This is a genomic window from Stenotrophomonas sp. GD03680, assembly GCF_029844625.1.
Classification (GTDB): domain Bacteria; phylum Pseudomonadota; class Gammaproteobacteria; order Xanthomonadales; family Xanthomonadaceae; genus Stenotrophomonas; species Stenotrophomonas maltophilia_P.
Window position 1 is genome coordinate 170,027 of record NZ_JAOCKC010000005.1, and the last position, 12,827, is coordinate 182,853.

Annotated in this window: 12 protein-coding genes and 2 tRNA genes; 11 read left to right on the forward strand and 3 right to left on the reverse strand. The window is 67.4% G+C overall.

The genetic code is table 11. The features are described from left to right. Window positions 1-8: 8 nt before the first annotated feature. From uvrB to N5J29_RS08915, 3 genes are all read left to right on the forward strand, one after another. A complete protein-coding gene (uvrB, locus tag N5J29_RS08905; protein WP_053520440.1) occupies window positions 9-2,033 on the forward strand; it encodes an excinuclease ABC subunit UvrB in 2,025 nt (674 codons plus the stop codon). Between the two features lie 105 nt (window positions 2,034-2,138). Continuing rightward, window positions 2,139-2,213: transfer RNA gene (locus N5J29_RS08910), tRNA-Val, on the forward strand. Window positions 2,214-2,310: 97 nt separating this feature from the next. Then, window positions 2,311-2,385, forward strand: a tRNA-Val gene (locus N5J29_RS08915). A 93-nt stretch (window positions 2,386-2,478) separates the two neighbouring features. Here N5J29_RS08915 and N5J29_RS08920 read toward each other — a convergent pair. Then, window positions 2,479-2,820 carry a hypothetical protein gene (locus N5J29_RS08920; protein WP_065181234.1) on the reverse strand — a complete coding sequence of 114 codons (342 nt, stop codon included), beginning with the start codon at window positions 2,818-2,820 and terminating at the stop codon, window positions 2,479-2,481. Between the two features lie 181 nt (window positions 2,821-3,001). Between N5J29_RS08920 and N5J29_RS08925 the strand changes: the two genes are divergently transcribed. After that, on the forward strand, window positions 3,002-3,142 hold the full coding sequence (locus N5J29_RS08925; RefSeq protein ID WP_164972405.1) for a hypothetical protein: 141 nt from the start codon (window positions 3,002-3,004) through the stop codon (window positions 3,140-3,142). A gap of 84 nt (window positions 3,143-3,226) precedes the next feature. On the opposite strand, the gene N5J29_RS08930 is transcribed toward N5J29_RS08925, so the two are convergent. Both N5J29_RS08930 and N5J29_RS08935 read right to left on the reverse strand, forming a co-directional pair. Further along, window positions 3,227-3,511 (reverse strand): hypothetical protein, encoded by a 285-nt coding sequence (locus tag N5J29_RS08930; protein WP_164152704.1) that lies wholly within the window; start codon window positions 3,509-3,511, stop codon window positions 3,227-3,229. Between the two features lie 28 nt (window positions 3,512-3,539). Further along, entirely contained in the window at window positions 3,540-4,307 is a 768-nt protein-coding gene (locus N5J29_RS08935) for a MipA/OmpV family protein (RefSeq protein WP_164152702.1), read from the reverse strand. Window positions 4,308-4,444: 137 nt separating this feature from the next. Between N5J29_RS08935 and N5J29_RS08940 the strand changes: the two genes are divergently transcribed. The 7 genes from N5J29_RS08940 to lpxK are packed head-to-tail and all read left to right on the forward strand — an operon-like array spanning window position 4,445 to window position 12,782. Beyond that, complete coding sequence (locus N5J29_RS08940; RefSeq protein ID WP_065175867.1) at window positions 4,445-5,116, forward strand: response regulator transcription factor; 672 nt, start codon at window positions 4,445-4,447, stop codon at window positions 5,114-5,116. Between the two features lies 1 nt (window position 5,117). Then, on the forward strand, window positions 5,118-6,461 hold the full coding sequence (locus tag N5J29_RS08945; protein ID WP_053519968.1) for a HAMP domain-containing sensor histidine kinase: 1,344 nt from the start codon (window positions 5,118-5,120) through the stop codon (window positions 6,459-6,461). A gap of 59 nt (window positions 6,462-6,520) precedes the next feature. After that, a complete protein-coding gene (locus N5J29_RS08950; RefSeq protein ID WP_164152700.1) occupies window positions 6,521-8,920 on the forward strand; it encodes a DNA internalization-related competence protein ComEC/Rec2 in 2,400 nt (799 codons plus the stop codon). A gap of 3 nt (window positions 8,921-8,923) precedes the next feature. Then, the gene (locus tag N5J29_RS08955; protein ID WP_053519966.1) at window positions 8,924-9,592 is read left to right on the forward strand and encodes a MotA/TolQ/ExbB proton channel family protein; all 669 of its coding nucleotides are present in this window, start codon (window positions 8,924-8,926) and stop codon (window positions 9,590-9,592) included. Between the two features lie 3 nt (window positions 9,593-9,595). Next, a complete protein-coding gene (locus tag N5J29_RS08960) occupies window positions 9,596-10,018 on the forward strand; it encodes a biopolymer transporter ExbD (protein WP_065181236.1) in 423 nt (140 codons plus the stop codon). After that, the gene (gene msbA, locus N5J29_RS08965) at window positions 10,015-11,763 is read left to right on the forward strand and encodes a lipid A export permease/ATP-binding protein MsbA (protein WP_053519964.1); all 1,749 of its coding nucleotides are present in this window, start codon (window positions 10,015-10,017) and stop codon (window positions 11,761-11,763) included. Before N5J29_RS08960 ends, msbA begins: the two co-directional genes overlap by 4 nt. Then, a complete protein-coding gene (gene lpxK, locus N5J29_RS08970; protein WP_053519963.1) occupies window positions 11,763-12,782 on the forward strand; it encodes a tetraacyldisaccharide 4'-kinase in 1,020 nt (339 codons plus the stop codon). The genes msbA and lpxK overlap by 1 nt, the downstream gene beginning before the upstream one ends. Window positions 12,783-12,827 lie beyond the last annotated feature (45 nt).

Genomic DNA, 12,827 nt, shown 5'->3' on the forward strand with positions numbered 1-12,827 from the left:
GCAACATCATGAGCGACAGTTTTGAACTCGTCTCGCCGTATTCACCGGCGGGCGACCAGCCGAACGCCATCGCGAAGCTGACCAGCAATTTCGAGTCCGGCATCGCCAAGCAGACGCTGCTGGGTGTGACCGGCTCGGGCAAGACCTACACCATCGCCAATGTCATCCAGCAGATCCAGAAGCCGACGCTGATCATGGCGCCGAACAAGACGCTGGCCGCACAGCTGTACGGTGAATTCAAGGCGTTCTTCCCGCACAACGCGGTGGAGTATTTCGTCAGCTACTACGACTACTACCAGCCCGAGGCCTATGTGCCGTCGTCGGACACCTTCATCGAGAAGGACAGTTCGATCAACGAGCACATCGAGCAGATGCGGCTGGCGGCGACCAAAACCCTGCTGTCGCGGCCCGACGCGATCGTGGTGGCCACCGTGTCGGCGATCTACGGCCTGGGTGCGCCCGAGGATTACCTGTCGCTGCGCCTGATCCTGTCCAAGGGTGAACGCATCGACCAGCGCGACCTGATCAATCATCTGACGCAGCTGCAGTACACCCGCAACGAATACGAGCTGCAGCGCGGCACCTTCCGCGTGCGCGGCGAAGTGATCGACGTGTTCCCGGCGGAGTCGGACAGCGAGGCGCTGCGCATCGAGCTGTTCGATGGCGAGGTCGAGAAGATCACGATGTTCGATCCGCTCACCGGCGAAACCCTGCGCAACCTGATGCGCTTCACCGTCTACCCGAAGACCCACTATGCGACGACCCGCGAACGCGTGCTCGCGGCGATCGAGACCATCAAGGTGGAACTGAAGGAGCGGCTTGAGCAGCTCTACGCACAGAACAAGCTGGTCGAGGCGCAGCGCCTTGCCCAGCGCACCCAGTTCGACCTGGAGATGATGGCCGAGGTCGGCTACTGCAACGGCATCGAGAACTACTCGCGGCATCTCACCGGCAAGGGCCCTGGCGAGCCACCGCCGACCCTGTTCGATTACCTGCCGGCCGACGCGCTGCTGGTGATTGACGAATCGCACGTGACCATTCCGCAGATCGGCGCGATGTTCAAGGGCGACCGGTCGCGCAAGGAAACCCTGGTCGAATTCGGCTTCCGCCTGCCCTCGGCGCTGGACAACCGTCCGCTGCGTTTCGAAGAGTGGGAGGCGCGCTCGCCGCGCAGCATCTATGTGTCGGCCACGCCGGGCCCGTATGAAATGCGCGAGTCGGGCGACGAAGTGACCGAGCTGGTGGTGCGGCCGACCGGCCTGATCGACCCGATGGTGGAGATCCGCCCGGTCGCCACCCAGGTCGACGATCTGATGAGCGAGGCCAACGAGCGCATCAAGGCCGGCGACCGCGTGCTGGTCACCACGCTGACCAAGCGCATGGCCGAGAACCTGACCGAGTACCTCACCGAGCATGGCATCCGCGTGCGCTACCTGCATTCGGACGTGGACACCGTCGAGCGCGTGGAGATCATCCGTGACCTGCGCCTGGGCAAGTTCGACGTGCTGGTCGGCATCAACCTGCTGCGCGAGGGCTTGGACATGCCCGAGGTGTCGCTGGTAGCGATCCTGGACGCGGACAAGGAGGGTTTCCTGCGCTCCACCGGTTCGCTGATCCAGACCATCGGCCGTGCGGCCCGCAATGTGCGCGGCAAGGCCATCCTGTACGCCGACAAGGTGACCCGTTCGATGCAGGCCGCGATCGACGAGACCGACCGCCGACGCGCCAAGCAGGTCGAGTACAACGAAGAGCACGGGATCATTCCGCGCTCGGTGGCGCGTCCGATCACCGACGTACTGGAAGGTGCCCGATCCGAAGCGGCCGAGAAGGAATCGCGCAAGGGAAAAGGCAAGGGCAGGCCTGGAGTGGCCGAGGATGTGGCCGACTACCGCGCGCTCGGGCCGGCGCAGCTGGCGGCGCGTCTCAAGGCTCTGGAACAGCAGATGTACCAGCACGCCAAGGACCTGGAATTCGAGGACGCGGCCCGCGTCCGCGACCAGATCCGACAGCTGAAGGAGGCCAGCCTGGGCTGAACGCGACAGTGCCGCACGTCTTCACAAAAGTGTTGCGCTTCCGGGCCGGCATCCGTAATATACGCGGCCTGCACCGACGCATTCGCGGACGTTCAGACCCCAAACGGGCGGTTAGCTCAGCGGTAGAGCACTACCTTGACATGGTAGGGGTCACAGGTTCGAACCCTGTACCGCCCACCACGACGTTCTCGAAAGAGGGCGGTCGTGAATTGAAAGCCCGGCCCTGGCGCCGGGTTTTTACGTAAAGAGGCCCGCTGGCGGGCCGCAGTAACACGATGGGCGGTTAGCTCAGCGGTAGAGCACTACCTTGACATGGTAGGGGTCACAGGTTCGAACCCTGTACCGCCCACCACCTGGCTCCCGGCCCTGCCGGTGCAGCGGTGGTAATACGAAAGGCCGGCCATCGCCGGCTTTTTTCATGGGCGCATGCAATGGCCGCGTGATGTCACGTCCGCGTGGCCCGGTGGTCAATGACGAGCGTCCGCCGTATCCGCCAGTGCCCATCGATACGCTCCCACAGCTGGATCATGCGTGCCTCGCCGACGATTTCGCGATGGCCATCGGCCTGTTCCTGCGACAGGCACTGCTGTCCCACCCGCAGCAGTCGATCCTGGCGCAGGTGGAAGAGCCGCAGGCTCGCAGGTTCCAGTTCGCGCTGCATGGCGGGCTGCGCCACCCTCGTCGATGATCCGGACTGTAGGGGCAGATCGACCAGCACGGGCTCGTCGGCACTGGTGGCGTGACCGAACGCGCCAGCGCACAGCAGCAACAGGGCAAGCATCGGCATGGCACGGTGCTCCAGCGGGAAAGTGCAGGCAGACTGGCACTTCGCCGCCGGGACCACAGCCAGCCTGCGACGAACACCCGGATTGAGCCGCCAAACGCAGCCAGGCGCCGATGAATCCGCACCGGGCAGGCGTAGACTTGCGGCGCCCGCGCAATCGCGGCCATCACAAGGAGCAGCTGCAATGAGCGATCACGTTCCCGTTTCCAGGCCCAACCCGCTGCTCGACCTGTTGTTCGGCGGCAACATGCTGGCAGGCACGTTCAAGGCCGTGGTCTGGGTGGCCATCCTGTGTGCCGTGCTGGCCTGGACGACCTGCCGCTGATGGCGCACTTGCGTGCCGGCGTGCCGCACACTCGGACACGCGTGGCCCGCATCGGCTGCGGACGGGTGCCGTTCTGGGGGGCGGTCAGGCGCTGAAGGCCTGGCGCAGGCTGCGCAGTGTCGCCTGGCGGTGCTCCGTCGTGCAGGGCTCACCCATCTCCAGTTCCTGCAGGCGAAGGCCGATCAGGGTCATCGACAGGGCGTAGCCGCGTGCCGCGTCGGCTACCTTCGACAGGCCCACTGCACGACGGGTCAGCGCATCGACGTGGTCCAGGTCCGGCAGAAGGCCGAGATACGCGCGTTCGGCGCTGTCCAGATCGGGGGCGCGCAGGATCGCGTGCGCATCGGTTGCGGGGCTGGGGGAGGCCATGGGGATTCCTCGTCCGGGGAGCGCTCGCTCAGAACGAACGCATCAGGGAAATGAAGGCGGATGCCTGGCTGCCACGGCGCGCCATCGGGCTGTCCTTGACCGCATCGCCGAACCATTGGTTGGCCACCACGCCGGTTGCGCGCCATCTGCTGCCCAGTGGCGTGCTGACCGCGATCTGCACGCTCGGCGAGGTCGCGTTGCCGGGGCTGTAGGCGGCCAGGCCCGAACGCAGTGCTTCCTCGTTGCTGATGCCGTAGTAGTAATCGAGCAGGCGCGCACTGGAATGCACCACTCCGGCCCTCGGCACCCAGGTGAAACGACCGGCCTGCAGCGGATAGCTGTAGTACAGGCTTGATTCCAGGCCGCCACCATGGCCGCTGATCTCGCGCATCACACTGGCTTCGACGATACCCCAGTCGGCGCTGTATTCGGCATTGATGCCTCCCATCGCCGACATCTGCCGGCTGTGCAGGCGGCGCAGCTGTGGATCGTTCACGTCATCGGTCTTGAAGCGCAGCGTGTAGGGTGTGAGCGCCGCCGACAGGCGCAGGCCCTCGCCCTTGTACAGGTACATGCCCAGCGAGCCGGGGCTGGCGAAGAAGCGCTCGCCCTGCCAGGAGAGGGCGGGCACGACCAATGGCTTGACGTCGTAGTGCGCGTAGGCGCCCGATGTCGCGCCGACCGTGATCCCGGCCTTCACGCCGGGTGTCTGTTCCGCCGCCTGGGCCAGCAGCGGCATCGACAGCACGGCGGAGAACAGCATCGGGCGCAGCAGGGCAGAGGGCGACAAGGGCATCGATCGACAGCTTTGCAGGGGATGAGGCTGCATGCTGCGGTGTCAACATTGTCGCAACATTGCGTCGATGCATACGGAGCGCGACGGGGCCCTGGCTGGCACAATGATCCGAACCGTTTCCCGCAGCAGAGACCTCCATGCGCATTCTTCTGGTCGAAGATGATCCCGACCTCTCGCGGGCCCTGCAGTCCGGGCTGGAGCGGCAGGGCGTGGTCGCCGACGTGGTCGGCAGCCTCGCCGAAGCCGCCATCGCGTTGCGCGAACCGGTGCACCAGCTGATGCTGCTCGACCGCCAGCTGCCGGACGGCGATGGTGCCACCTTCGTCGCCACCGCACGCACGTTGCGGCCGAATCTGGCGGTGATCATGCTGACCGCCAAGGGCACGCTGTCGGACAAGGTCGAGGGCCTGGATGTCGGTGCCGATGACTATCTGGTCAAGCCGGTGGCGATCGAAGAACTGATGGCACGCATCCGCGCGGTATCGCGTCGGCCATCGGCGATGGTCACCCCCAGCCTGCGGCTTGGGCAGCTGGAATTCGACTTCGAATCGCTGCAGGCGCAGGTGCAGGGCCAGACACTGGCACTGCCGCGCCGCCAGGTGCTGGTGCTGCAGGCGCTGGCGATGAGGCAGGGGCGCACGGTCACGCGCAGCGCATTGGAGGCGGCGGTCTACGGTTTCGATGACGAGATCCAGTCCAACGCGCTGGATGCGCACATCTCCAAACTGCGCAAGGCGCTGCAACAGGCGGGCGCTGGCGTGGAGATCCATGTCATCCGCGGCGTCGGCTACCTGCTGGCGGAGGCCTGACATGGCGCGACCGATCCGATCGATCACCCTCGGCCTGGCCTGGCGGTTGTTCCTGGCGCAGGCGTTCACCGTGCTGTTCGCCGTGGTCGCACTGATCCTCACCTGGGGTGACAAGGATTCCTGGGGCATGGACATGTTCACCGCCGAGGCGGTGGCCAAGGCCGTGCACAGCCAGGATGGGGGCCTGGCGCTGGACGAGGCACGCTGGCAGAAGCTGGATGCGCGCGCCGGTGGCAACCTCTGGTTCGCCGCCGTCGATGACCGGGGAGCCTGGCTCGAGCGTGGCAAGGTACCGGCGATCCATGCGCCGCTGCTGGCGCGGCTGCCGACGCTGGGTGCCACCGAACTGGGTTCACTGGTGCCGCCCTATCTGGACGTGGCGCGGGTGATGATCCGCAACGAGGACGGGCGTCGCATCACGGTGATGGTGGGGGGCGCACCGAAGGGCGGCCTGCTGGATGGCGCGCTGATGGTGCTGCGCCTGATTGGCCTGTGGTTCTTCCTGCCGCTGATCGTGGTCACCCTGCTGGTGATGCCGACCGTGATCCACCGCGCGATGCGAGGTGTCCGACGCTCCGCGCAGCAGGCCAAGGAACTGGACATCGGCCAGCCGGGCGCGCGGCTGGACGCGCAGCTGGTCTCGACCGAGGTAGCACCGCTGGTGGAGGCGTTCAACGATGCCATCGACAAGGTGCAGCAGGGCTATGCGGCGCGTGACAAGTTTCTTGCTGATGCCGCGCATGAGCTGCGCGTGCCGATTGCCGTGGTGCAGGCGCGCTTGTCGCAGCTGCCGCAGGGCGAGTTGAAATCGCAGTTGCTGACCGACATTGCTCGCCTGGGCAACGTGGCCGAGCACCTGCTGGATCTGCAGCGGCTGGATCGCAACACCAGTGCGATGCAACGGTTGGATCTGGCCCTGGTGGTGCGCGAAGCGGCGGCCGAACTGGCTCCGCTGGTGGTGGGCGCCGGCTACGGTTTCGAGGTGGACGCACCAGAGACGCCGGTGTGGATCCACGGCGACAGCCTGGCGCTGGGGCGGGTCATCGCCAATCTGGTGCACAACGCCATCGTCCATGGCGGCGGGCGTGGCACGATCTGCGTACGTCTTGACCGGACCGGTCTGCTGGAAGTCAGCGACCAGGGCGCGGGCGTGCCGGTCGGCGACCGCGAGGCGATCTTCGAGCCCTTCCATCGACTGCGTGCGGCGGGCAGTGGCAGCGGGTTGGGCCTGCACCTGGTCAAGGAGATCGTCCAGCATCACGGTGGCTCGGTCAGTGTGGGTGAAGCCGTCGGCGGCGGCGCCAGCTTCCGGGTCAATTTCCATCGCGGCAGCGTGCGGCGCTGACCGCTGCGCGGGTCGTTGCCTGATAGGAGGACAGGGGCAGCACGCGGCAGGCTGATGCGATGGCCGCCGATACTCCGTTGCCCGCTCCCATTGGCGGGGTCTGCACTGCCGCGTTCGTCAGCGGCGCCCTGGCGTGCGTGCTGCTGCCCGCGTTGCCACCGCTCTGGAGCTGCGCGCTGGCGAGCACCGTGGCCGGCCTGGGGTGGGCGCTGCCGTGGCGCGGCCGCGCGGTTGCCGCGCTGCTGTTCGGCGCAGCGTGGGCGGCCCTGCATGGTCAATGGACGCTGCAGCAGCAACTGCCGCCGGCCATGCCGGTCCGCGATGCCGTGGTCAGCGGGCGCGTCGTCGATCTGCCGGTAACGGCGGGCGGCCATACCCGTTTCGTCCTGCAGGTCGGCGATGCACCGGGGCATCCCGCACTGGCGGGCAAGCGCCTGCAGATCACCTGGAGCGATCCATGGCCCGGAACCCGCACGCGCGTTGAGGGTGGGGGCCGTCATCAGGTCCGTGCGGGGGCGCAGTGGCGGTTGCCGTTGCGGCTGCGGGCGCCACGCTCGCGGATCAATCCTGGCGGCTTCGACGCCGAACGTCATGCCGTGCTGGCGGGCATTGCCGGTCACGGCACGGTGCGTGCAGCGGGCAGTGCGCGTGAACTGCAGGCGCCGGACGGGCTGCTGGCCTGGCGCGAGCGCAGCAGCGATGCGATTGCAATGCAGGTTCCCAGCCCCGCATCGCGCTTCATCCGCGCGCTCGCGCTGGGCGATACCCGATGGCTGTCCGACACCGATTGGAATCAGTTGCGTGCGCTGGGGCTGACCCACCTGATCGCCATCTCGGGCTTCCACGTGGGCCTGGTGGGTGGCTGCGCGGCACTGCTGTGCAGCGCAGTGTGGTGGCTGTTGCCGTCGCTGGCCCGTCATTGGCCGCGTCCGCAGGCCGCTGCGTGTTCCGCCGCGCTGGCAGCGGCCGGCTATGCCCTGGTGGCCGGCGCGGAACTGCCGACCGTACGCACGGCGTTGATGATCGGGCTGATCGCCCTGGCACGCGGGGGGCGGCGACCTCCCGACGTGGTCCAGGCCGTGTCACTGGCGGCCCTGGTGCTGCTGTTGCCAGCACCGCTGTCCGTGCTGTCGGCCGGCTTCTGGCTCAGCTTCGGTGGCGTGCTCTGGCTGCTGTGGTGCCTGCCGACGGCAAGCGCCGACAGTGTGGGGAGCCGCCTGCAGGCCTTCTTCGCGGCCCAGGGGGTGGCCAGTCTCGGCCTCCTGCCGCTGTGCGTGGCCCTGTTCGGAGGCGCCGCGCGCCTGGGGCCTCTGGTCAATCTGCCGGTCATCCCGTGGTGGAGCCTGCTGGTGGTGCCACTGGCACTGCTTGGCACCGCTCTGGATGCCCTGTACAGCGGGGCGGGACGATGGCCCTGGCGCGCAGCGTCCTGGCTGTTCGACCTCAGCTGGCAGGCCCTGCAGCCGCTGGCAGACCACCCGCAGGCGATGTGGTGGCTGGCCGAGGCTCCGGCGTGGACCGTGCCAGCGGCCTTGGCGGGCCTGTTCTGGTGGTTGCTGCCGCGCGGGGCCGGCGGCGTGCTGGCCGGCGCGCTGCTGTGCCTGCCGCTGTCATGGCCGTCACGTGACATACCGGCTGCCGGGGAGGTGCAGCTGCTGGTGCATGATGTCGGGCAGGGCACGGCGGTGCTGGTGCGCACGGCACGGCATGCATTGTGGTACGACGTCGGCCCTGCGATCGGTGGCGATGGCGACGAACGGGTCCTGCTGCCGGCCGTACGTGCGCTGGGTCAGGTGCCGCCCGGTCGCGTGGTGTTCAGTCATGACCATCTGGATCACACCGGCGCACTGCCGCGGCTGCGCCGGCAGCTGCCGCACCTGGAGCTGCTGGCACTCCCAGGCAGCAGCCTCGACGGTGCCGGCAGCTGCCATCGCGGCGTTCGCTGGCGATGGGACGGGGTGGACTTCGAGGTGCTGCATCCCGGGCCCGACGCGCCGACGGCCGGCAACGAGGACAGCTGCGTGCTGCGCATCGCCAGCGCACATGGCGTGATCCTGCTGGCCGGCGACATCGGCGCGGCGACCGAACGGCGCCTGGTGGAGCGGGCGCCCGGCGAGCTGCGCGCGGACGTGGTCCTGGTGCCGCATCATGGCAGCGGGGGCAGTTCGGATCCGGCCTGGGTGGCAGCGGTGGCTCCCCGACTGGCCGTGGTCTCGGCCGGGCACCAGAACCGTTTTGGCCACCCGAAACGTGACGTGGTGCAGCGCTGGCGCGCCGTGGGCGCCGAAGTGCTGGCTACGGCCGAATCCGGCGCCATCCGCATATGGCTTGGCGCACAAGGCCTGCAGCTGCGTGAACAGCGCATCCATGCGGCCCGGTGGTGGGATGCCGCTGGGCGGGCGCGGTCGGCTGCTATCCTATCGCCGATCGAACAGGCGGCCGCTGGGCCGGAGGGTTGAAACGTGTGGGAACTGGTCAAGGCCGGTGGCTGGCCGATGGTGCCGCTGCTGCTGTTGGGCGTACTGGCTTTGGCAATCGTCCTGGAGCGCTTCTGGTCCCTGCGGCGCGCTGAAGTGCTGCCACCGGGGCTGGGCCAGGAAGTGCGCAACTGGGCTGCGCGCGGCAAGCTCGACCCTGCCCATCTGCAGACGCTGCGTGCCAACTCGCCACTGGGAGCGCTGCTCGCCGCCGCGCTGGAAGCACGCAATCGTCCGCGCGACCAGATCCGTGAGCGCATCGAGGACACCGGCCGCCACCTGGTACACCGCATGGAGCGGTTCCTCAACGCGCTCGGCACCATTGCCTCGGCCGGCCCGCTGCTGGGCCTGCTCGGCACGGTGATCGGCATGATCCAGATGTTCCTGGGCATCCTCGACCACGGCGTGGGCGATGTGAACCAGTTGGCCGGTGGCATCGGCAAGGCCCTGGTCTGCACCGCCACCGGCATGATCGTGGCGATTCCTGCGCTGATGTTCCATCGCTATTTCAAGGGCCGGATCCACGGCTACGTGGTGGAGATGGAACAGGAAGCCAGCGCGTTGCTGGATACGCTCGATGGTCGTCCCGGCGTGATGGCGCCCGCACCGGCATCGGCTGCACGTGCCGCTGCGCCCGCCCCGGCGAAGGCCTGATCGATGCGTATCGGCAACGACCGATCCCAGGATGAGCCGCATATCGATCTGGTACCGCTGATCGATGTCATCCTGGTGCTGATCATCTTCTTCGTGGTCACCACCACCTTCGATGCGCGTTCGACGCTGCAGGTGCAGCTGCCCACGGCCAGCCAGCAGCACACCGATGAACCACCGCGTTCGTTGAGCGTGCTGATCAATGCCGATGGCCGCTATTTCATCAATGACCAGGAAGTGCTGCGCAGCGACGTCGAGTCGGTCAAGCAGACCATTGCCGCTGTGGCGGGCAGTGATCGCGAACAGACCGTGCTGCTGCGTGCCGACGCGCGTACTCCCTACCAGGCCGTCGTGACCGCGCAGGATGCGCTCGGTCAGCTCGGTTTCCGCCGTATTGCAATCGCCACTGCGCCAGAGGTGCGTCCATGAGTTCCAAACACGCGCCGGTGTGGCCGATCTACAAACGCCTGCTGGGCTATACACGGGCCTATTGGGTGTTCATGGTGGCCGCGGTCATCGCGATGGTGGTCGAGGCACTGGCCGGCTATCACTTCACCAAGCTGATGGAGCCGCTGGTCAACCGGGGCTTCGTCAACCCGGAGCCGCGCATGGCGGTGATCCTGCCGCTGACCATCCTGGGCCTGTTCCTGATGCGCAGCCTGGCCACCTGGGTCAGCGACTACACGCTGGCCAAGACCGGGCGCAGCGTGGTCCGCGACCTGCGCGAGCAGGTTCTGCAGAAGTACCTGCACCTGCCGTCTTCGCACTTCGACAACGAGGCGACGCCGGTGATGGTCAGCCGCCTCAACTTCGACACCGAGCAGGTCACCCAGGCCAGCGCCGACGCACTGAAGACCGTGGTCGCCGACACCCTGACCATCATCGCCATGCTGGTGGTGATGCTGCAGATGAGCGTGAAGGTGACCCTGGCGATGCTGCTGGTGGTGCCGCTGATCGGCGGCATCGTGTCCTATGTCGGCAAGCGCTACCGCCGCATCAGCCGCGGCATCCAGGACGGCATGGGCACGATGGCGCAGACGGCGGAACAGTCGCTCGCCGCGCAGCAGGAAGTGAAGGTGCATGGCACGCAGGCGCATGAGATCGCCCGTTACTCGCGCCTGGCCAACCGCATGCTCGCGCTGAACATGAAAGTCGAAGTGACGCGTGCCGCCGCGTCCAGCGTGGTCCAGTTCCTCGCTGCGCTGGCCCTGGCGGTGATCGTCTGGGTGTCCACCCGCGAAGCACTGGCCGGCAAGCTCAATGCGGGCCAGTTCATGGGCCTGATGACCTCGATGATGGCGATCATCCCTTCGCTGCGGCGCCTGACCAGCGTGCAGACCTCGATCTCGCGTGGCGTCGCGGCGGCCGAGCGCCTGTTCGGCATCATCGACATGCCGGTCGAGCGCGACGACGGCACGCATGTCGTGCAGCGCGTACGCGGTGAACTGTCGTTCGAGCACGTGATGCTGCGTTATCGCGAAGACAGCGGCATCGCCCTGGATGACATCAGTTTCGTTGCCAGGCCCGGAACGGTCACCGCCATCGTTGGTCGTTCCGGCAGCGGCAAGACCAGCCTGATCCGGCTGGTGCCACGGTTCTACGAGCCCAATGGCGGCGTCATCCGGCTGGACGGCGTACCCCTGGATGACTATCCGCTGGCTGACCTGCGCCGGCAGGTGGCGATCGTCGGGCAGAAGGTCATGCTGTTCGACGACACCATCGCTGCCAACATCGCCTATGGCATGGATGCGACCGACGAGCAGATCCGTGCCGCGGCCGAAGCGGCCAATGCCTGGGAATTCATCGCACGCATGCCACAGCAGCTGCAGACGCCGGTGGGCGAGAACGGTGCGCTGCTGTCCGGTGGCCAGCGCCAGCGCCTGGCGATCGCCCGCGCGATCCTGCGTGATGCGCCGATCCTGATCCTGGATGAAGCCACCGCGGCGCTGGACAATGAATCCGAACGGCTGGTGCAGGACGCGCTGCAGCGACTGATGCCGGAGCGCACCACGCTGGTGATCGCCCACCGCCTGTCCACCATCGAGCACGCCGACCAGGTGCTGGTGATGGATCACGGCCGCATCGTCGAACGTGGCACCCATCATGAGCTGCTTGCCATGGGTGGCCTGTACCAGCACCTGCACAGCATGCAGTTCCGCGAAAGGCAGGACTGATGGCAGGCAAGGGTACCCAGACCCCGCCGTACTGGTATGACGGCAGTTCGGTTCCATGGCCCATGCGCCTGCTGGCCCCGCTGTATGCGGGCGTCACCGCGCTGCGGCGACGCCTGTACCAGCGCGGTTGGCGCAAGCGCCACACGTTGCCGGTGCCGGTCATCGTGGTCGGCAACATCACCGCTGGCGGCACCGGCAAGACGCCGTTGACCATCGCCCTGGTCGAGCGGCTGCGCGCGGCCGGCTGGACGCCAGGCGTGGCGAGCCGTGGTTATGGCCGCGAGAACGCCGACAAGGCGCAGTGGGTAAAGGCCGATACGCCGGTTGCAACCGGCGGCGATGAGCCGGTGCTGATTGCCTGGAAGACCGGCGTGCCGGTGCGCGTCGATCGCGATCGGGTGGCGGCGGGCCGTGCGCTGATCGAGGCCGGTTGCGATGTGATCGTCTGCGACGACGGCCTGCAGCACTACCGGCTGGCCCGTGACATCGAAATCGAAGTGGTGGATGCGCAGCGCCGCTACGGCAACGGCCGGATGATCCCGGCCGGCCCGTTGCGCGAGCCGGTCAGCCGCGCTGCCGAGTGCGATTTCCGCGTGGTCAACCTGGGCCAGACGGATGAGGACGGCGCGGCGCAGGCCTGCGGATTCGGTCAATGGCCGATGGCCCTGCATATCGACACCGCACAGCCTCTCGCGGGGGGGCGTGCGCGCCCGCTGGGCTATTTCAAGGGCCAGCGCGTGCATGCCGTGGCGGGCATCGCCCATCCACAGCGCTTCTTCGACATGCTGCGCGCGCGCGGCATCGGCGTGGTGCCGCATGCCTTCGCCGATCACCATGCCTACCAGCCGCAGGAACTGTCCTTTGGCAGCCAGCTGCCGGTGTTGATGACCGAGAAGGACGCGGTGAAGTGCCGCGCGTTCGGCAATGACTGGCATTACGCCGTGCCGTTGCGCGCTGAACTGCCTGCCGCGTTCTGGGTGGCGCTGACCGATCGCCTGGACAAGCTGCGACCGAACTGAGCGGCCGGGCGACGCTTGCAATCAGGCGCCGCTGGCCACATTCCC